Origin of the sequence: Nocardia sp. NPDC005745 (assembly GCF_040630775.1) — a bacterium.
Classification (GTDB): Bacteria; Actinomycetota; Actinomycetes; order Mycobacteriales; family Mycobacteriaceae; genus Nocardia.
This window is the reverse complement of the sequence record NZ_JBEXYF010000003.1, coordinates 82,790-101,743: the sequence shown is the minus strand read 5'-3', so window position 1 is coordinate 101,743 and position 18,954 is coordinate 82,790. Positions and strand designations below refer to the sequence as shown.

Here is an 18,954-nt window from a genome sequence, read left to right as displayed (position 1 = left end):
TCGGCTACGGCGTCGTGGCGGGGACGAGGAACGCGAGGGTGGCGATCCCCACGGCGCCGTCGGCCACGCAGGTGACGCGCATCGGCTTGCCGACCGGCGTCTGTTGCGATTCGAATCCGCTGTAGTAGCCGAACACCGGCCCGGACCGCCCCGACGGCTGGAAGAAGCCGAGACATTCGGCCTCCAGCACCGAGGCTCCCTCGCCGCTGTGGCACAGCGCGGCCGCGTCGGTGACGCCTCGGTCGACGTAGCAACCGGCCGGCTCCGCTCCCGCGGGCCCGGCTCCGGCCCAGACGAGGCCGCCCGCGAGGAACAGCAGAACAGTTCCCGCGCCCACTCGCCGTATCGTGGTGTGCACCGCAATCCCTCCTCGGCAGATCTCAGCCATACCCGGTTGTTGCCGTGCGGGGTAGTCGCTTCGCCCATGCGTCGCGATCCCTTCGAATATTCCAGCAGAACCGGAGCGGACGGTCGAGCACGACACCGCCTCGAAATCGCGGTTTTTCAGGACGGATGCCGGAGGGCCGTGGCGTCCCCGTGCGGTACATCTCTTGTCCCGGCGTCGGGAACGCTAGGCTACGAGCAGCATTGGCGGGTTCGGTGAGGATGTGATTCGGCCGTGGAATGGACCTTCACTCCGGACGAGTTCGCCTATATCTGGCGCGAGACCGACCTGGATCGCCACCCCTACCCGCTGCGCATCCTGGAGACGCCCCGCACCGAGGACGAGGCCGAGAAGTTGCGCATCGCCCTCGCCGAGCGGCTGCCGCTGCGCTCCGACCCCGACCTATCGGCATGCTTGCGCATTCTGGCCGAACCGCACACCAGGATCGTGGCGATCGGCGGCGCGCATCAACCGGGCAGTGAACTACGGTTGCTCGCCGCCGCCATCTACGATCGCGCCGTGCTCGCGGTGCAGGAACCGGGCGCGGGCCCGGATTTCGGTGGCCGCGTTCGCGTTTCGATCGGCCACAGCGCCAAACTGGGCCGGCGGATCGCGGCGCTGCTGCCGAGGACGCCCGCGGGCCGCGAACCCGCTCGGGTCGCGTCCGGTGACGCGGTTCGCGACCAGGAGACCGTGCGCGCGCGGCAGCAGGCGGCGCCCCGGATCCGCAAGCTGCTGCTCGAACCGCATACCGCCGAGGGCCACATCAGAATCGAACCGCGACTGGATCGTCCCACCCCGCCGCCACCGATCCACTACACCTGGATCGATGTACGCGACGACGGAAGATACCTGATCAAAGCGGGCGACGAAGTGCGGATCGCCCCCGCTTCCGCCGAGCAGATCGCCCTCCAATTGCAAAAGCGCATACCGGTATAGCTCGTTTTCGCGGCCGTGGCCGCCGACTAATGCTGACCAGGCACCGAGCTTCCGGTTAGTCTGAGGCGGACCGACCGATCTCAGGGGTGAGCGATGACGATCGAGACCAGCCGAGCCGATATCGCCCGATTCAAGGAGGCCGCGCAGAGCGGGACCGTCCAGTTCGATCCGGCGGCGGCTCGGCAGTGCGCTGAAATGTACGAGCGGCAGGCCGATCGGCTGCTCCACCTACAGCAGCGCCTCCAATCCGCCGCGGATCTGGGCGGTTTCGGTGGATTCGTCTCCGCACAGCAATTGCAGGCCGGTTTCAGCCACAAGGCGCGGGACGCGGCCGCACTGCTCGACCACTACATCGAAGCGGCCTACCGCATGAAGGAAGCGTTCTTGATCAGCGGAGGACTGTTCGAAGAGGCCGACGCCGCGAGCGCCGCCGCACTGCGCGCGGTCCAGACGAGGTTGCCCCGATGAGCGGCTCCGATCCCACCCACATCAGCTCGATGGAGCATTTCGAGTCCCTGCGGCACGAGGAGATCTACGCGAAGGCGCAGCAGATCGACGCCGCGCAGGTACTGCGCGCCTCGACGATCTGGCTCGAGGCCGCAGGGGCGCTCACCACGTCGTTCCCACTCACTCGCGGCAGTGTGGACCGCGTGATGGACACGGCCGGATGGAAAGGCGCCGCCGCCGACGCCGCGCAGGCATGCGCGCGCAGTTTCGCGGCCTCGGCCGACGAGCTGGCAGCGGTGCTCGGTCAAGTGGGCGCCCGGCTCGGCGGGGTCGCCGCGGCCGCCGAGGCGGTGAAACTCGCGGTGGTGCCGCCGGGCGCTTCCGGGCCGGTCGGCGCGATCGCGCGACTGCTGGAAGCGGCGCACGTCATCAACGCGCAGATGGCGCAGGAGGCGCTGCGCCAGGAAGCCGTGCTCGCGATGAACATGGTCTACAAGCCCGCCTACTCCGCCGCGGGAACCGCCGTGCCCGCGCTGCCCGAACCACCCGCTGTCACGGCGCCGGCCGCACCACAGGCGCTCTCCCCAGGCACGCCGAGGTACTCGACACCCGAGCCGGTGCTATCGGACGACGAATCATCGCCGGACACAACGCAACCCGCACCTGATACCACGCGACCCACACCCGACGCTCCGGAATCGTCCGCGCCGTCCCACCCTCCGTCATCGCCGACACAACCGGTGCCGGACGCACAGCAGACTCCCTCGGCGCCACCCACCCAGCAGACGCCACCACCGCAGCAGTCCCCCTCCACCGAGACCCCGGCGCCGCAGCAAGCTCCGTCCACCCAGACACCGACGCCACAACCCACGCCGTCGCCGTCCCCCGAGCCTGCACCGCAGACACAGCAGGCGCCCTCGACCACACCTCCGCCGCCGAGTCCTGCTCCCGCACCGGACATTCCGGAGCCCGTGCAACCGCCCAGCTCGTCGGCGCCGCCCGCACCGCAAATCCCGGAACCCGTGCAACCACCGAGTTCGTCGGCGCCGCCACCGCCTACCGAACCACCCGCACAGGTTCCCGAACCGGCACAACCGCCGAGCTCGTCAGCACCTCCACCGCCCGCACCGCAAACTCCGGAACCGGCACAACCGCCGAACTCGTCGGCACCCCCACCGCCACCGGCCGCACCGCAAACTCCGGAACCGGCGCAACCGCCGAGCCCGTCGGCACCGCCACCGCCCGCACCGCCAGCACCGCAAACCCCGGAACCCGTGCAACCACCGAGCTCATCGGCACCCCCGCCGCCACCACCCGCACCGAGCCCAGCACCGCCCCCGCAACCCCCGGCTCCGGGCCCCGCGGTTCCACTGCCCGATCCGGGTGGTCAACCCGGCGTCACCGGCCCGGTGGAAGGCAACCAGCAGCAGATACCGACGACCAACCAACCGGGCGTCGTCCCGTCCTGAGGCCGGTCCGCCGCCTCGGTCACCACGCCGGGGTGGCGGGGAGTTCCCGGCAGCATCGCGCCGGGCGCTCAGCGCATCTCGGATGTGGATGGTGTCACCACGCCGTCTCTACACCGCACAACTTGATGCCGACCGGTTGAGCCCCGGAACCGCTTCGCGTCGCCGCGACAACCACCGGCGGACAGAGTTCGGCCGAGCCGCGATCGACCCGCCCGGGCTCGCGAACTACTCCCCTGGAGTGCACGAGCAGACGAGTTTCTCAGGTTGGGCCCGGGACGTCAGGTCGGGGACGAAAGAGCGCATGACTGTGCCCGACATGCCCGACATGCCCGCAGCCAGTGCGAAATCAGACCTTGACCAGGTCGTCGGCGTGAATCACGGGGCGTTGCATCGTGTCGGGGAGTTCGGCGGTCGAGCGGCCGAGCATTCCCGCCAGTTCGGTGCTGTCGTATTCGACGACGCCACGGGCGACGACACGACTGTCGGGGGCCACCAGGTCCACCACGTCACCGCCGTAGAAGCGGCCCCGCACGCCGACGATTCCGGCCGCGAGCAGCGATCGGCGCCGGTGCGCCACCGCTTGGACGGCGCCGTCGTCGATGAGCAGGGCGCCGCGGCTGTCGGCGGCGTGCCGGACCCAGAACTTGCGGGCGGACAGGCGCACCGGGCGGGCGGCGAACGCGGTGCCGACGGTGCCGGTGGTCAGGGCGGTGGCGGCCGACGAGGCGGCGGCCAGCAGCACCGGCACACCCGCGTCCGCGGCCAGGCGCGCCGCCGACAACTTCGACGCCATGCCGCCGGTGCCGAGCGCGCCGCCGCTGCCCGCGATGACGCCGTCCAGGTCGGCACTGCTGCGCACCTCGGGAATCAGCGTGGCCGCGCCCTTGCGGGGGTCGCCGTCGTAGAGACCCGCCACATCCGACAGCAGTACCAGCGCGTCGGCGCCGACCAGGTGGGCGACCAGCGCGGCGAGCCGGTCGTTGTCACCGAAGCGGATCTCTTCCGTTGCCACGGTGTCGTTCTCGTTCACCACGGCCACCGCGCCGAGCGAGCGCAGGCGATCGAGGGTGCGCTGGGCGTTGCGGTGATGCTCGCGGCGGGCGAAGTCATCGGCGCTCAGGAGCACCTGCCCGACCGTGCGGTGGTACCGGGCGAACGACGTGCCCCACGCGTGCGCGAGGGCCAGCTGCCCGACGCTCGCTGCGGCCTGCTTGGTCGCCAGATCACGCGGACGGCTGGTCAAGCCCAGTGGCGCGATGCCCGCGCCGATCGCCCCCGAGGAGACCACCACCACATCGGATCCGGCGCGCATCCGCGCCTCCACCGCGTCGGCGAGCAGATCCAGCCGCGCGGTGTCCAAGCCGCCTTTCAGACTGGTCAGCGCCGACGAACCGATCTTCACCACGACCCGGCGCGCCGCCGCGATCGCCCGCCGCGCCTCGCTCAGGCCCGACGAATCCGCCTCGGCGGTAACCGATTTCATCTGCATCGCCACCGAACTCCCTGCGCCACAATCGAATCCACGTCAGCCGGGACCGTTGCCACGACCATACCCGGACCGCCCGCGATCGAGCCCGCCGAACGCGGCGCCCGCCGCGAGCGCACGACTCGACCGTCGTCCACGTCTACTCCTCGTCTTCCCGGACCAAACCGCGGCGCACCCGGGACGCGTGCTTGCGCTCGGACGCGCTGACCCGATCGGTCTGCTCCAGCCGGATGTCGGTGCCGCGCCCGGTGGGCACCATGTCGATGCCCGCCGAAATCTGGGGTTCCCACTCGAATGTCACATCGCCGATGGTCACCGGCGCTCCCGGCTCCGCGCCCAGCCGCACCAGCTCGTCTTCCACGCCGAGGCGGGCCAAACGGTCGGCCAGGTAGCCGACGGCCTCGTCGTTGTCGAACTGGGTCTGCCGTACCCAGCGCTCCGGCCTGGTGCCGCGCACGATGAAGCCACCCGGCTCCTCCGGGTCGGCGAGCACGCGGAACCCCGTGTCGTCCACCGCGATCGGGCGGATGACCGGGCGCTTGGGCGCGGCCTGCGGATGCTCCTCGCGGTACCGGCGCACCAGGTCGGCGAGGGCGAAGGTCAGGGGGCGCAGGCCCGCCCGGCTCACCGCGGAGATCTCGAACACCGGCCAGCCGCGCTCGGCGAACTCCGCGGTCACCATCTCGGCCAGTTCGGCCGCGTCGGGCACATCGATCTTGTTCAAGATCACCACACGCGGCCGGCTCGCCAGGTCGCCGAGTTCGGCGTCCGCGCTCAGCGCGGGCTTGTAAGCGGCGAGTTCGGCCTCGAGCGCGTCGACGTCGGACACCGGGTCGCGGCCGGGCTCCAGCGTCGCGCAGTCCACCACGTGGGCGAGCACCGCGCAGCGCTCGAGGTGCCGCAGGAAGTCCAGGCCCAGACCGCGCCCCTCGCTGGCCCCAGGGATCAATCCGGGCACATCGGCGACGGTGAAGGTGGTGTCACCGCTGGCGACGACGCCGAGGTTGGGCACCAGTGTGGTGAACGGGTAGTCGGCGATCTTCGGCTTGGCCGCCGACAGCACCGAGACCAGCGAGGACTTGCCTGCCGAAGGGAACCCGACGAGCCCGACGTCGGCGACCGACTTCAGCTCCAGAACCAGGTCGAGTTCTTCGCCGTCCTCGCCGAGCAACGCGAAACCCGGCGCCTTGCGGGCCTTCGAAGCCAGCGCGGCATTGCCGAGCCCGCCGCGGCCGCCGCGCGCGACGATGAAGCGGTTGCCCGAACCGACCAGGTCGACGAGCACCTTGCCGTCGTCGTCGAGTACGACGGTGCCGTCGGGCACCTTGAGCACCAGATCGGCGCCCTGCTTGCCGTCGCGGTTGCCGCCCTCACCCGGCTTGCCGTTGCCCGCCTTCGCGTGCGGGTGGAAATGGAAGTCCAACAGGGTGTGCACATTGGCGTCGACCTCGAGGATGACGTCGCCGCCGTTGCCGCCGTTGCCGCCGTCCGGGCCGCCGAGCGGCTTGAACTTCTCACGGTGCACCGAGGCGCAACCGTGGCCGCCTTTACCCGCACGCACATGCAGTACGACACGGTCGATGAACTTGGACATACGCCGAATCATCCTCCTTCGGGACTGGTCGTACTGGGACTGCTCGTTCGAGAACACGAAAAACGGGCCAGGGTTTCGAGACCCTGACCCGCTCGCTGTGTATCCGGAAGTGGTTCGGCGGTCAGGCCTGAACCGGCTCCGGGGCCACGATGTTGACGGTCTTGCGTCCACGCTTGGTGCCGAACTCGACCGCGCCCGCCGACAGGGCGAACAGGGTGTCGTCACCGCCACGACCGACGTTCACGCCGGGGTGGAAGTGGGTGCCGCGCTGACGCACGAGGATCTCGCCCGCCTTGACGGTCTGGCCGCCGAAGCGCTTGACGCCGAGTCGCTGGGCGTTGGAATCACGCCCGTTGCGGGAGCTGGACGCACCCTTCTTGTGTGCCATAGCTGGTTCTCCTCGGGATGTCTTACTTGATGCCGGTGACCTTGAGGACCGTCAGCGGCTGACGGTGACCCTGGCGCTTGTGGTAGCCGGTCTTGTTCTTGAACTTGTGGATGCGGATCTTCGGGCCCTTGGTCTGCTCGACCACCTCGGCGGCCACGGAGATGTCGGCCAGCTTCGCGGCGTCGGTGGTCAGCTCGGCGCCGTCGACGACGAGGACCGGATTCAGCGCCACGGCGGTGCCCGGCGCGCCCTCGATCTTCTCGACCTTCACCAGGTCACCGACCGCGACCTTGTACTGCTTTCCGCCGGTCTTGACGATCGCGTACGTTGCCATCGGTCGGCTGCCCTTCTTCCTGTAGTGCTCGGCACTCGTTCACGCGGCGACACCTCCGGTTTGATGCCACCGGAAACCGCCACACGACTGGTCTGGTAATCGTCACCGCCTCGGCATCTGGTGGCTCTCGGTACTGAACTGTCGAGAACCGGGCCACGGAGACAAAACATGTTGTCACCGGGCAGCGACTGTCCAAGATTACAGGACGGCCACCGCCACGACCAAACCGGCGCCCACCCCCGCTGCCGGGCGATGCCACCGGTTCGCTGCCGAGACGCACGTGGCCCCCGCCGGAGACGCCGGCGGGGGCCATGGAACGTGCGCGATGACTCAGTGCGACGCGTCCGGCGCGCCCGCCGGGCGGCCGACCGCCCGCCTGCGCGGCCGACCGCGCTGCGGCAATTCGACCGGTTCCGGCTGGGAGTAGTCGATCGCGGGCGCGGGCGCCTGCTCCCCGGTGGGCAGTACGAACACCGCTCCCGAACTGTCCGCGGCGGGCGCCGCGGCCGAACGGGCAACCCTCCGGCGACGAGACGGACGGCCCGCGCCGGGTTCGGCGACACCGTTGGCGGTGGCACCGTTCTCCGATACCGGGACGGACTCGGCAGCCGGGACCGGCTCGGCGACGGGCTCGGCCTCGGGAGCCGGAACCGACTTCTCGACGGCGGCGGGCTCCTGCGCCGGTACCGGCTCGACCCGCTCGACTTCCTCGATGACCTCGACCACTTCGGCGGGCTCGGTCTCCGGCTCCTCGGCGGGCACCGCCACGGCGGCCTCGACGGTCTCGGCGACCACTCGCTCGTCGGCGGGCTGCTCGGCGCTCGCGGCCCGCGGTTCGGCGGCGGTCTCCTCGGCCGATTCCGGCTCCTCGTCGGTCTCCTCCGAGTGGTGCGCGGCCATCGCGAGCGCGACCGGATGCGCCCGTTTGACGGCGGCATCTTCCTCGAGCTCGACCGCGGGTCCGGACCCGTTGGCGGGCTGGGCCGGTGCCTGCGCGGTCTTGTCCCGGCCACGACGCCTGCGCGAACCGCTCTCCTTGGTGCGCCCGGCGGCCTCTTCGCCGGAACCGGGCTCCACCGGGTAGGTGTGCACGAGGAGGCCGCGTCCGTGGCAGTGCTCGCAGGTCGTGGAGAACGCCTCGACCAGGCCGGTGCCCAGCTTCTTGCGGGTCATCTGCACCAGGCCCAGCGAGGTGACCTCGGAGACCTGGTGGCGGGTGCGGTCCCGGCCCAGCGCCTCGGTGAGGCGGCGCAGCACCAGGTCGCGGTTGGACTCGAGCACCATGTCGATGAAGTCGACGACGATCATGCCGCCGATGTCGCGCAGCCGCATCTGGCGCACGATCTCCTCGGCCGCCTCCAGGTTGTTCCTGGTGACGGTCTCCTCCAGGTTGCTGCCGCCGGAACCGGTGAACTTGCCGGTGTTCACGTCGATCACCGTCATGGCCTCGGTGCGGTCGATCACCAGGGTGCCACCCGAGGGCAGCCACACCTTGCGATCCAGCGCCTTGGCCAGCTGTTCGTCGATCCGATAGGTCTCGAACACGTCGACGCCGTTGTTCTCGTGCCGGTTGACCCGGGCGAGCAGGTCCGGCGCGACGGTGCCGATGTACTTCTCCACCGTGCTCCAGGCCCGGTCACCCTCGATGACCAGCTTGGAGAAGTCCTCGTTGAACAGGTCGCGGATGACCTTGACCAGCAGGTCCGGCTCTTCGTAGAGCGTCTTGGGCCCGTTGTTGTCCTTGCCGGTCTGCTGCTGGATCGTGCGCCAGGTGGCCTGCAGCCGCTCCACGTCGCGGGCCAGCTCGGTCTCGCTGACGCCTTCGGAGGCGGTGCGGATGATCACACCGGCGTCGGAGGGCACGATGTCGCGCAGGATCTCCTTCAGGCGCTTGCGCTCGGTGTCGGGCAGCTTGCGGCTGATCCCGGTGGAGGTGCCGCCCGGCACGTACACCAGGAAGCGCCCGGCCAGGCTGATCTGCGTGGTCAGACGAGCGCCCTTGTGGCCGACCGGGTCCTTGCTCACCTGGACCAGCACCTGGTCGCCCGGCTTGAGCGCCTGCTCGATCTTGCGCTCCTTGCCGCCGAGCCCGGCGGCCTCCCAGTTGACCTCACCGGCGTAGAGCACGCCGTTGCGGCCGCGGCCGATGTCGACGAACGCGGCCTCCATGCTGGGCAGGACGTTCTGCACCCTGCCGAGGTAGACGTTGCCGACCATGGACGCCGAACCGGTGCTCGTCACGAAGTGCTCGACCAGGACGTTGTCCTCGAGCACGGCCACCTGCGTCGCGGTGGGGTGGTCGGGGAAGGACTTCTCGCGCACGACCATCACGCGATCGACGGCTTCGCGCCGGGCCAGGAACTCCGACTCGGTCAGGATCGGCGGACGGCGGCGGCCCGCCTCGCGTCCGTCGCGACGGCGCTGCCGCTTGGCTTCCAGCCGGGTGGAGCCGGTGATGCCCTGCACCTCGTCGGCCGCGGCGGCGCGGCTCCGGGCCTTGTTGCGCGGTTCGCGCTCGTGCACGACCGTGTTCGGCGGATCGTCGTCGGCCGATTCGCTATCGCCCGACTCACCGGCCACCTTGCGGCGACGGCGACGACGGCGACGACGGGTGGAGCCTTCCGGCGCACCGTCCTCGTCGTCCCCTTCGCCCTCGGCGGTCTCCGCGGACTCCGCCGCCTCGGCGGACTCGGTGGTCTCGGGAACCGATTCGTCCTCGTTCTCGGACTCGTTCTCGTCGCCCTCGCCGTCGGACTGCTGCTCACCACGGCCGCGTCCGCGTCCGCGGCGACCACGGCGCCTGCGGCGGGGCTGATCTTCGTCATCCTGCTGGTCGGCCGCCTCGTGCTCGTCCTCGGCGGGCTCGGTCTCGTCCTCGGCGGGCTCGGGCGCCCGCTCCTCGGTACGCCGAGTGTCGCGCTCGGCGCGACGCTGCTTACGCGCCTGCTCGGCCGCTGCGGCGTCCGGCGACAGGAACAGCGGCGCCTGCACCGCGGCGGCGGCCTCGAACACCGCCGGGGCCACCGGCTCGGGCTCCGGTCGCTCCGAGTGCGTGAACAGTTGCGTGTGCTGGGTAGCCGAAGTACCGGTCGGCACGGGCGTGGCGCCCGGCACCTCCGGCGCGGAGAAGAGGACCCCGGCCCCGGTGAAGGGCGTCTCGGTGGGCGCTTCCCGCCCGGATCCAGCCGGTTGTCCGCCCGCGACCGGGGCGTTCGTGGCGTCTTCGGGAGGCTCGGCGGTCTGCGCCGGTGCAGAGGCGTCTACCTGGCCCGCGGCGGGTTGCGCGGTCGCGGCGTCCGCCTCGACCGTCCCCAAGGCGTCGCGCACCGACTCCGCGACGGCCCGGTCGACGTTCGACTGGGCGCTGCGCGCGTCCGCCCCCATCTCGGTCAGCTTGGCCAGGATGCGCTTGCTCGTTACCCCCAGCAGCTTGGCGAGTGCATGAACTCGGATTCGCTCCGGCAATTGTTCGGCATCCTGTGATGTTGTTTCCAGCGGCTCTTGATCGGCCACGAAGTCTCCTCGGGCCCCCGGGCGCGTCCCTCCCGGCGGGAGTGACGCGGCCGACGCGGGGGCGCTGTCCGTTCGACCCGCACCCGGTGGGCGCGAGTTCAAGTGGTCTCGCCCCGCGTGCCCGGTTATCTCTCGGTTTTTCGTCGTTCGGGCTAACTGGTCACGCGGCGCCTGGCTGTATGGCTGAACTCCGCGGTCCGAGCGCTCATCCAGCGTGCCTGCGCGGACAACCGACCCTGTAACCAGGCCGTTTGTCCATGGCAGCGATGATCGGCATCGAACCGTGGTGTCATCCGGCTGCGCTCGTCACGTCTCGTTCGCGCACCTGCACGAACAGTCGGCATCGAAAGCAGCCGATGCCAGTATCCCACACCGCGCGCCGGGCGTTCGCCATCGGCGCTCGAACCGGTCCGGCCCGCGGCGCGAACACGCCGGTCGCGGCGGCGCGGGCACGGCGCTCGAGACTCGGTCAGGCGGGCCGATCGGGGAACCAGAGCGCGATCTCGCGCTTGGCCGATTCGGGCGAATCCGAGCCGTGGACCAGGTTCTCCTGGGTCTCCAGAGCGAAGTCTCCGCGAATGCTGCCGGGCACGGCCTTCTCCACCGGGTCGGTGCCACCCGCGATCTGACGGAAGGCGGCGATGGCGCGGGGGCCTTCCAGGATGGCCGCGACGACCGGGCCCGAGGTGATGAACTCGATCAGGGACCCGAAGAACGCCTTCTCGGCGTGCTCGGCGTAGTGGCCCTCGGCCAGCTCCACGGATACGTGCTTCAGTTCGAGGGCGGCGATCTTCAGGCCCTTGCGCTCGATACGTGCCAGCACCTCGCCGACAAGGCCACGGGCCACACCGTCCGGCTTGATGAGTACCAACGTCTGCTCAGTCACGGCGCACAGCCTATCCGGCACACTTCCGGGCACCGCATCAGCGGTCGGACCGACCGGCGTCCCGGTGGCGCAAGCGGCCGTGCCCGCGTGCCCTGCGGCTACGACCGCTGGATGCGCTGGCTGGGCAGCAGGCCCTTCTCCATCCGGCCGCGCACGTCGGCGCGCAGCACCAGCAGGAAGCCCCAGACCACGCCGAACACCACGCCGATGACGCCGATGGACACATGGATGAACGCGCCGAGCAGAACGAGCACCTGAAGCCCGAGGTTGAACGGGAGCGCCCAGGAACGCCGCTGCACCCCCGTCCCGAGGAACATCACCACCGCGAGAACCACGAGGTAGGTGCCGGACAGCCAGGTCACCCCGCCGCCGACGTCGGCGACCACCGGTAGCGCCAGCAGCACCACGATCGCCTCGAGCACCAACGTTCCCGCCATCACCCCGCGGAAACCCTTCCACGGGTCGGTCGCGGGCGCGGGTACCGCTTGCTCGCCTCGGTCGGCCGGTTCGCTCATGGTGTGCCCTCCTCGGCATCCGCCGGGCACTCGGGGTGTCCGGCGTTCGTGCGGCGGTTCTCGATGAGCGCGGACCCGCCGTGGTCACCTGGGCCGCCGTCGGTGAGCCCGGCGCTCACGCCGGCTCCTTCCCGAACAGCGCGCGGGCTGCCCCGGCCGTGACCACCGACCCCGTCACCACCACTCCCGCGCCGGAGACCATCTCGCCCGCCTCGCCCACCTCTTCGGCGATCGCGATGGCGGTTTCCAGCGCGTCGGGCAGGGTGGCGGCGGAGACCACGCGCTCGTCGCCGAACCGCTGCACCGCGAGGTCGGCGAGGGTCTCCACGTCCAGTGCGCGAGGCGAACCGTTGCTGGTGACGACGATCTCGTCGAACACCGGCTCCAGGGCGGCGAGGATGCCCTCGGCGTCCTTGTCACCGAGCACCGCGACCACACCGACCAGCTTGCGGAAGTCGAACTCCTCGTTCAACGTCGCGGCCAGCGCTCGCGCGCCCGCCGGATTGTGCGCGGCGTCGATGAAGATGGTCGGCGCGTTGCGCATCCGCTCCAGCCGCCCGGGGCTGGTGACGCTCGCGAAACCGGCGCGCACGGCGTCGATGTCCAGTTTGCGCTGCGCGCCCGCGCCGAAGAACGCCTCCACGGCCGCGAGCGCGAGCACCGCGTTGCGCGCTTGGTGCTCGCCGTGCAGCGGCAGGAAGATCTCGTCGTACACCCCGCCCAGGCCCTGCAATTCGAGTTGCTGCCCGCCCACCGCGATCTGCCGGGCGAGCACGCGGAACTCGGCGCCCTCACGCGCGACCGCGGCGTCCACCGCCACGGCGCGGCGCAGCAGCACCTCCATCGCCTCGGGGTCCTGCTCCGCGATCACCGCGACGTTGTCGCGCGGTACCAGGCTCTCCGGTGCCCGCTTGATGATCCCGGCCTTCTCCCCCGCGATCGAGGTCAGATCCGGGCCGAGGTAGTCGGTGTGATCCAAACCGATCGGTGTGATCACCGCGACCTGCCCGTCGACGACGTTCGTGGCGTCCCAGGAACCGCCCATCCCCGTCTCGACGACCGCGACGTCGACCGGCGCCTCGGCGAAGGCCGCGAAGGCCATACCGGTGAGCACCTCGAACTTGCTCATCGCAGGCCCGCCCGCGGCCGCCGACTGCTTGTCGATCATCTCGACGAAAGGCAGCAGTTCGCGGTAGAGCTCCACGTACCGGGCCGGGGTGATCGGCGCGTCGTCGATGCTGATCCGCTCGGTGGCCAGCTGCAGATGCGGGCTGGTGATCCGGCCTGTGCGCCGATGCAGCGCGGTGAGCAGCGCGTCGATCATCCTGGTCACCGAGGTCTTGCCGTTGGTGCCCGCGATGTGGATCGCCGGGTAGTTCTGCTGCGGCGAACCGAGCAGGTCCATCAGCGTGGCGATCCTGGTGAGCGACGGCTCGATCTTGGTCTCCGGCCAGCGCCGGTCGAGTTCGGCCTCGACCAGCGCCATCTCGGCCAGTTCCACCGGCGACGGGCCGGAGCCCAGCCGCGCTCCGCCGCCACGGCGCTCGTCGTCGCCGTATTGCGGTTCCGGCTCGTGGTTCACTTGCCGCTCAACTCCGCCAGTCGCGCCCCGATGCGCGCCACCTCGTCGGAGGCGACCTGCTGCCTGCCACGGATCTTGTCGACCACGTGCTCGGGCGCCTTGGCCAGGAACGCCTCGTTGCCGAGCTTGGCGGCGGTGCCCTGCAATTCCTTCTGCGCGGCGGCCAGATCCTTCTCCAGCCTGCGGCGTTCGGCGTCCAGGTCGACCGCGCCCGAGGTGTCCAGCTCCACGGTGACCGTCCCCGCGCTCAGGCGGACCTCCACCGACGCGGTCGCGGCGAAGTCGGCGCCGGGCTCGGTCAGCCGCGCCAGGTTCGCCACCGACGCCGCCTGCTCGCCGAGCCCCGCCTCGTCCACGCCGATCAGCTTGGCCGCGACCTTCTGCTTGTCGGCCAGGCCCTGATCGCTGCGGAAGCGCCGGATCTCCGTGATCAACCGCTGGGTGTCCGAGACGCGTTGCGCCGCTTCCTGATCCGCCGGCACCCCGGAGGCCTGCGGCCACGGCGCGATCACCACCGACGCACCGCCGGTCAGCGCCTGCCACAACGACTCGGTGACGAACGGGATGACCGGGTGCAGCAGGCGCAGCACCGCGTCGAGCACCCACCCGAGCACCAGCTCGGTGGCCTCGGCGCGGGCGCCGTCGGCGGCGAACTGCACCTTGGCCAGCTCCAGGTACCAGTCGCACAGCTCGTCCCAGGCGAAGTGGTAGAGCGCCTCGCACGCCTTGCCGAACTCGTAGGCGTCGAACGCGGCGTCCGCTTCGGCGCGCACCGCGTCCAGCCGGTCCAGGATCCAGCGGTCGGCGTCGGTGAGCTGCGCCCGATCGGGCAGATCGCCCACCCGCGCGCCGTTCATCAGCGCGAACTTGGTCGCGTTGAACAGCTTCGTCACGAAGCTGCGCGAGGCGAGCACGTGCGGCTCGCCGACCGACAGGTCACCGCCGGGCTGCGCGCCGCGAGCGAGGGTGAACCGGGTGGCGTCGGCGCCGAAGGTGTTGATCCAGTCCAGCGGGTCGATGCCGTTGCCGCGCGATTTGGACATCTTCTTGCCGAACTGGTCGCGGATCAGGCCGTGCAGGAACACGTCCTTGAACGGCACCTGCCGCTCGCCGCTCTTGCCCGCGGTCAGCGCGGCGTCCTCGGCGACGTAGGTGCCGAACATCATCATCCGCGCCACCCAGAAGAACAGGATGTCGTAGCCGGTGACGAGCACGCTGGTGGGATAGAACTTCTCCAGCTCGGCGGTGGCGTGCGGCCAGCCCATCGTGGAGAACGGCCACAGGCCGGAGGAGAACCAGGTGTCGAGCACGTCCGGGTCCTGCACCCAGCCCTCGGGCGCCTGCTCGTCGGGCCCGACGCAGGCCACTTCGCCCTCGGGCCCGTACCAGATCGGGATGCGGTGGCCCCACCACAGCTGACGCGAGATGCACCAGTCGTGCATGTCGTCGACCCAGCCGAACCAGCGCGGCTCCTGGCTCTTGGGGTGGATCACGGTGTCGCCGCTGCGCACGGCGTCACCGGCCGCCTTGGCCAGCGACTCGACCTTGACCCACCACTGCATGGACAGGCGCGGCTCGATAGGCTCGCCGGTGCGCTCGGAGTGCCCGACGCTGTGCAGGTACGGCCGCTTCTCGGCGACCACCCGGCCCTCCCGCGCGAGCCGCTCACGCACCTCGACGCGCGCCTCGAACCGGTCCATGCCGTCGAATTCGGTTCCGGTGCCGGTGATCCGGCCGCGCTCGTCCATGATCGTCGGCATCGGCAGGCCGTGCCGCAGACCCATCTCGAAGTCGTTGGGGTCGTGCGCCGGTGTGATCTTCACCGCGCCCGAGCCGAATTCGGGATCGACGTAGTCGTCGGCGATGATCGGAATCTGCCGCCCGGTGATCGGATGTTCCAGGGTGGTGCCGATCAAGGCCCGGTAACGCGGGTCCTCCGGATGCACGGCCACCGCCGTGTCGCCGAGCATGGTCTCCACCCGGGTGGTGGCCACGACGACATGCGGCTGGTCGTCGTCCAGCGACCCGTAGCGCAGCGAGACCAGCTCGCCTTCCACATCCTCGTACTTGACCTCGATGTCGGAGATCGCGGTGCGCAGCTCCGGCGACCAGTTCACCAGCCGCTCCGCGCGGTAGATCAGGCCCGCGTCGTAGAGCCGCTTGAACATGGTCTGCACGGCGCGCGAGAGGCCCTCGTCCATGGTGAAGCGGTCCCGGCTCCAGTCCACGCCGTCGCCGAGCGCGCGCATCTGCCACTGGATGGCGCCGCCGGACTCCCGCTTCCAGTCCCAGACCTTCTGCACGAACAGTTCGCGGCCGAAGTCTTCCTTGGTCTTGCCGTCCACCGCGAGCTGCTTCTCCACCACGGTCTGGGTGGCGATGCCCGCGTGGTCCATGCCGGGCAGCCAGAGCACCTCGTAGCCCTGCATGCGCTTGCGGCGCGACAGCGTGTCCATCAGGGTGTGGTCGAGCGCGTGGCCCATGTGCAGGGTGCCGGTGACGTTCGGCGGCGGCAGCACGATCGAGTAGGCCGGCTTGCCGCTGCCCGGATCGGCGGTGAAATAGCCCGCGGCTACCCAGCGCTCGTACATCTCGGCCTCCACCTCGCTGGGAGTCCAGCTCTTGGGGAGGGCATCGGCACGATTACGCGTGTTGTCAGGGGCTGCGCTGGTCACCCCGCGATTCTAGAGCGCTGCGATCCGCCGACTTCGGGTCGGTCGGCCCGGTCACCGCTCCCGCGGATCCGCCCGTCGGCGCCACGCCGGAAATCGGAGGCATATCCGCCTGCCGAGTGGCGCTCGATACGAACCCTACGGAGCTGCATTACGCGACGGAGACAAAGGAAGGCGGAGTCTTCGGTGGATGAGGGACACCGAACACTCCGCCTATGTCAGTAGCTTACCGGCGATCCGAGGCCGGGCCTGGAATCCATAAGTAATTCTCAGCTTCCGCGTTTCGTACCTCGATATTCCCCCTCAACGGGCGAGCACGGTGACGTCCGCCGACACCAAGTCACCGTTGATCGCGATCCCGGCGGTGGAGCCCGCCCCGGCGGCGGAGATCACCTGGGCTGCCGGATTAGCGACGTTGCCCGCGGCCCAGACACCCGGCACGCTGGTGCGCCCCGTCGCGTCGGTCACCACCCAGCCGTCGGCGTCGAACGCGCAGCCGAGCCCGACCAGCACGTCGTCGTTGGCACGGAAGGTCGGCGTGACGAACATCGCCGTCCTCGGCACCGCTCGCCCGTCGGCCAGTTCCACGCCGCGCAGCCGATCGTCCACCACGAGCCGGGCCACCTCGCCCTCGATCAGCCGGACCCCGCGCGCGTCCAGGCGAGCGCGATCACTCTCGGACAGGGGCATCGTGTTCGGGAAGAAGACGACGTCGTCCGACCACTGCGGCAGCAGCAGCGCCAGATGAACCGCACGGGCCAGGGCGCCGGATTCCGCACCGCCCAGCACCCCGATCGGCTGGTCACGGACCTCGTAACCGTGGCAGTAGGGGCAGTGCAGCACGTCACGGCCCCAGCGCGCACGCACTCCGGGCAGCTCCGGGAGTTCGTCGCGCAGCCCGGTGGCCACGAGCACGCGGCGAGCCCGCAACGCCCCGCCGCCGCGCAGCCGCAGTGTGTAGTCCGACTCCGCCGTCCGTTCCGCGCCGACGACGACGTCATCGATCAGTTCCGCGCCGTAGCTCGTGACCTCGGCGGCCCCGGTGGCCAGCAGCTCGGCCGGTGGCATCCCGTCCCGGGACAGGAACCCGTGCATGTGCTCGGCCGGGGCGTTGCGCGGCGCACCGCCCCTGACCACCGCGACTCGCCGCCGCGCGCGGGCCAGGACCAGCGCCCCGGACAGTCCCGCCGCACCGCCGCCCACGATCACTACGTCATATGTCTCGCTCATTCGCGATCACCTCCACGGATACCGTGCCGTCACCGTCCCGATTCAGCAACTAAAATTGCCAAAGCAGGGAAATCGGAGTGCACTGGGGACATGTCCACACCACCGGCCGTCACCCAGGCCCTCGCCGACATAGGCCCACGGCTGAAAGCGCTGCGCACCCGCCGCAACGTCACGCTCACCGCGCTGGCGGAGAGCACCGGAATCTCCAAGAGCACGCTCTCCCGGCTGGAGTCCGGCCAGCGAAAAGCCAGTCTGGAACTGCTGCTGCCGATCGCGATGGCCCATCAGGTTCCGTTGGACGAACTGGTGGCCGCGCCCAAGATCGCCGATCCCCGCGTCCACTCCACGGCGCGAAAGCTGAACGGGATCACCATCCTTCCGCTCACCCGGCAGCCGGGACCGCTACAGGCGTTCAAGATCGTCATTCCGCCCGAGCGCTGCGACCCCGACCCGAAGGTGCACGAGGGCTTCGAGTGGCTCTACGTGCTTTCCGGACGACTGCGGCTGGTACTCGGCGAGCATGATCTGGTGCTCGGCCCCGGCGAGGCCGCGGAATTCGACACCCGCCAACCACATTGGTTCGGCAGCGCGGGCCGGGGCCCGGTGGAAATCCTGAGCCTTTTCGGGTCGCAGGGTGAACGAATGCATCTGCGCGCGCGGTCGGCGGGTCGCAAACCGGGGTGATCACACTGTCTGAAATGTCCGATATTGCCGAAACGGTGAAAACGAAGGACCCTGGAGGGGGTGAATACTCCAAGCGTCCCACCTCCGGTGAATCCCCAAGAAAAACCAGGGTTTTCCCGGTTGCCGAACACGCGTCGGCTGCGGACGCTGGGAGAGGTGAACCCCCCGCTGGAATCCGTGCACGCGTACGCTCCCGAACCCCGGCTGCCGATCCTGGTCCCGGACGCGCTGCACGATCTGCGCGGTCGCGCGATCGCGGAGATCCGGTACCCCGCCGCGGCGGCGCTGATCGTCGCGGGCGTCCCCGGCGCGGGCAAGAGCACCGCGCTGCGCAAGTTCTTCGGCGCCGATGCCGCGGCCACCGCGCCGTCGCGCAGCGCCGCCGGGGTACTGGTGCTCGACTCGATGCAGGCACGCAATCGCTGGCGGCCCAAGCTGTGGTGGCTGCCCTACCTGTTGTGGCGCCCGCTGGTGCACGCCGCGCACTTCCTGGCCATTCGTACCGCGCTGCGCGAGGTCACCGGCCCGGTCGTCATCCACGACTGCGCCACGTTCCGCTGGGCGCGCACCCTGATCGAGCGCTGGGCGGCGGATCGCGAACTGCACCTGCTCATGGTCGACGTGCCCGCGGCGGTGGCGCGCGCAGGCCAGCACAGCCGTGGCAGGCGGATCAACCACGTGGCGTTCCGGCTGCACGTGCGGCGCTGGCGGCGGCTGATCCGCGCGGTGTCGACGGAGCATCGCTCGGCTGCCCGCGCCTCACGGTCGGTGGTCATCGTCGACCGCGCGACCGTGAACCACCTGCGCTGCGTGACTTTCGCCTGAACGGC

The 18,954-nt window shown here is 70.3% G+C and carries 17 protein-coding genes; 5 read left to right on the top strand and 12 right to left on the bottom strand.

Annotated features, from left to right (window positions below; genetic code table 11):
• Positions 1 to 4: 4 nt before the first annotated feature.
• The gene (locus ABZ420_RS04800) at positions 5 to 358 is read right to left on the bottom strand and encodes a hypothetical protein (protein ID WP_157172689.1); all 354 of its coding nucleotides are present in this window, start codon (positions 356 to 358) and stop codon (positions 5 to 7) included.
• A gap of 261 nt (positions 359 to 619) precedes the next feature.
• Between ABZ420_RS04800 and ABZ420_RS04795 the strand changes: the two genes are divergently transcribed.
• From ABZ420_RS04795 to ABZ420_RS04785, 3 genes are all read left to right on the top strand, one after another.
• The gene (locus ABZ420_RS04795; RefSeq protein WP_357117116.1) at positions 620 to 1,324 is read left to right on the top strand and encodes an ESX secretion-associated protein EspG; all 705 of its coding nucleotides are present in this window, start codon (positions 620 to 622) and stop codon (positions 1,322 to 1,324) included.
• 93 nt (positions 1,325 to 1,417) lie between these two features.
• Positions 1,418 to 1,792, top strand: a complete 375-nt coding sequence (locus tag ABZ420_RS04790; RefSeq protein WP_040865501.1) for a hypothetical protein — start codon at positions 1,418 to 1,420, stop codon at positions 1,790 to 1,792.
• A complete protein-coding gene (locus ABZ420_RS04785; protein WP_357117114.1) occupies positions 1,789 to 3,240 on the top strand; it encodes a hypothetical protein in 1,452 nt (483 codons plus the stop codon). The genes ABZ420_RS04790 and ABZ420_RS04785 overlap by 4 nt, the downstream gene beginning before the upstream one ends.
• Before the next feature lie 346 nt (positions 3,241 to 3,586).
• Here the strand turns inward: ABZ420_RS04785 and proB are convergent, their stop codons facing one another.
• From proB to ABZ420_RS04730, 11 genes are all read right to left on the bottom strand, one after another.
• Complete coding sequence (proB, locus tag ABZ420_RS04780; RefSeq protein WP_357045326.1) at positions 3,587 to 4,687, bottom strand: glutamate 5-kinase; 1,101 nt, start codon at positions 4,685 to 4,687, stop codon at positions 3,587 to 3,589.
• Positions 4,688 to 4,865: 178 nt separating this feature from the next.
• Positions 4,866 to 6,320, bottom strand: a complete 1,455-nt coding sequence (gene obgE / locus ABZ420_RS04775; RefSeq protein ID WP_357117111.1) for a GTPase ObgE — start codon at positions 6,318 to 6,320, stop codon at positions 4,866 to 4,868.
• 121 nt (positions 6,321 to 6,441) lie between these two features.
• Positions 6,442 to 6,708: a 50S ribosomal protein L27 gene (gene rpmA / locus ABZ420_RS04770; protein WP_043688634.1), complete on the bottom strand. Its 267-nt coding sequence runs from the start codon at positions 6,706 to 6,708 to the stop codon at positions 6,442 to 6,444.
• Between the two features lie 22 nt (positions 6,709 to 6,730).
• A complete protein-coding gene (gene rplU, locus ABZ420_RS04765) occupies positions 6,731 to 7,042 on the bottom strand; it encodes a 50S ribosomal protein L21 (RefSeq protein WP_062977502.1) in 312 nt (103 codons plus the stop codon).
• Between the two features lie 330 nt (positions 7,043 to 7,372).
• Positions 7,373 to 10,555, bottom strand: a complete 3,183-nt coding sequence (locus tag ABZ420_RS04760) for a translation initiation factor IF-2 N-terminal domain-containing protein (protein ID WP_357117109.1) — start codon at positions 10,553 to 10,555, stop codon at positions 7,373 to 7,375.
• Positions 10,556 to 11,024: 469 nt separating this feature from the next.
• The gene (ndk, locus tag ABZ420_RS04755) at positions 11,025 to 11,441 is read right to left on the bottom strand and encodes a nucleoside-diphosphate kinase (protein ID WP_357117107.1); all 417 of its coding nucleotides are present in this window, start codon (positions 11,439 to 11,441) and stop codon (positions 11,025 to 11,027) included.
• Positions 11,442 to 11,539: 98 nt separating this feature from the next.
• Positions 11,540 to 11,956 (bottom strand): DUF4233 domain-containing protein, encoded by a 417-nt coding sequence (locus ABZ420_RS04750; RefSeq protein WP_357117105.1) that lies wholly within the window; start codon positions 11,954 to 11,956, stop codon positions 11,540 to 11,542.
• Positions 11,953 to 12,075 carry a hypothetical protein gene (locus tag ABZ420_RS04745; RefSeq protein ID WP_357117103.1) on the bottom strand — a complete coding sequence of 41 codons (123 nt, stop codon included), beginning with the start codon at positions 12,073 to 12,075 and terminating at the stop codon, positions 11,953 to 11,955. The genes ABZ420_RS04750 and ABZ420_RS04745 overlap by 4 nt, the downstream gene beginning before the upstream one ends.
• Complete coding sequence (locus ABZ420_RS04740) at positions 12,072 to 13,442, bottom strand: folylpolyglutamate synthase/dihydrofolate synthase family protein (protein WP_357117421.1); 1,371 nt, start codon at positions 13,440 to 13,442, stop codon at positions 12,072 to 12,074. The genes ABZ420_RS04745 and ABZ420_RS04740 overlap by 4 nt, the downstream gene beginning before the upstream one ends.
• A 92-nt stretch (positions 13,443 to 13,534) precedes the next feature.
• Positions 13,535 to 16,213: a valine--tRNA ligase gene (locus tag ABZ420_RS04735; protein WP_357117101.1), complete on the bottom strand. Its 2,679-nt coding sequence runs from the start codon at positions 16,211 to 16,213 to the stop codon at positions 13,535 to 13,537.
• 300 nt (positions 16,214 to 16,513) lie between these two features.
• Positions 16,514 to 17,440, bottom strand: coding sequence for an NAD(P)/FAD-dependent oxidoreductase (locus ABZ420_RS04730; protein WP_357117099.1), 927 nt, complete (start codon positions 17,438 to 17,440; stop codon positions 16,514 to 16,516).
• Positions 17,441 to 17,530: 90 nt separating this feature from the next.
• Between ABZ420_RS04730 and ABZ420_RS04725 the strand changes: the two genes are divergently transcribed.
• Positions 17,531 to 18,124, top strand: a complete 594-nt coding sequence (locus ABZ420_RS04725) for an XRE family transcriptional regulator (protein ID WP_357117097.1) — start codon at positions 17,531 to 17,533, stop codon at positions 18,122 to 18,124.
• 156 nt (positions 18,125 to 18,280) lie between these two features.
• Complete coding sequence (locus ABZ420_RS04720) at positions 18,281 to 18,949, top strand: AAA family ATPase (protein WP_357117095.1); 669 nt, start codon at positions 18,281 to 18,283, stop codon at positions 18,947 to 18,949.
• Positions 18,950 to 18,954: the final 5 nt, after the last annotated feature.

Excerpts from the sequence above, each read along its gene's own strand:
- ABZ420_RS04790 (WP_040865501.1), top strand. The coding sequence starts at position 1,418 with ATGACGATCGAGACCAGCCGAGCCGATATCGCCCGATTCAAGGAGGCC.
- ABZ420_RS04785 (WP_357117114.1), top strand. The coding sequence starts at position 1,789 with ATGAGCGGCTCCGATCCCACCCACATCAGCTCGATGGAGCATTTCGAG.
- obgE (WP_357117111.1), bottom strand. The coding sequence starts at position 6,320 with ATGTCCAAGTTCATCGACCGTGTCGTACTGCATGTGCGTGCGGGTAAA.
- rpmA (WP_043688634.1), bottom strand. The coding sequence starts at position 6,708 with ATGGCACACAAGAAGGGTGCGTCCAGCTCCCGCAACGGGCGTGATTCC.
- rplU (WP_062977502.1), bottom strand. The coding sequence starts at position 7,042 with ATGGCAACGTACGCGATCGTCAAGACCGGCGGAAAGCAGTACAAGGTC.
- ABZ420_RS04750 (WP_357117105.1), bottom strand. The coding sequence starts at position 11,956 with ATGAGCGAACCGGCCGACCGAGGCGAGCAAGCGGTACCCGCGCCCGCG.
- ABZ420_RS04740 (WP_357117421.1), bottom strand. The coding sequence starts at position 13,442 with ATGGCGCTGGTCGAGGCCGAACTCGACCGGCGCTGGCCGGAGACCAAG.
- ABZ420_RS04730 (WP_357117099.1), bottom strand. The coding sequence starts at position 17,440 with ATGAGCGAGACATATGACGTAGTGATCGTGGGCGGCGGTGCGGCGGGA.
- ABZ420_RS04725 (WP_357117097.1), top strand. The coding sequence starts at position 17,531 with ATGTCCACACCACCGGCCGTCACCCAGGCCCTCGCCGACATAGGCCCA.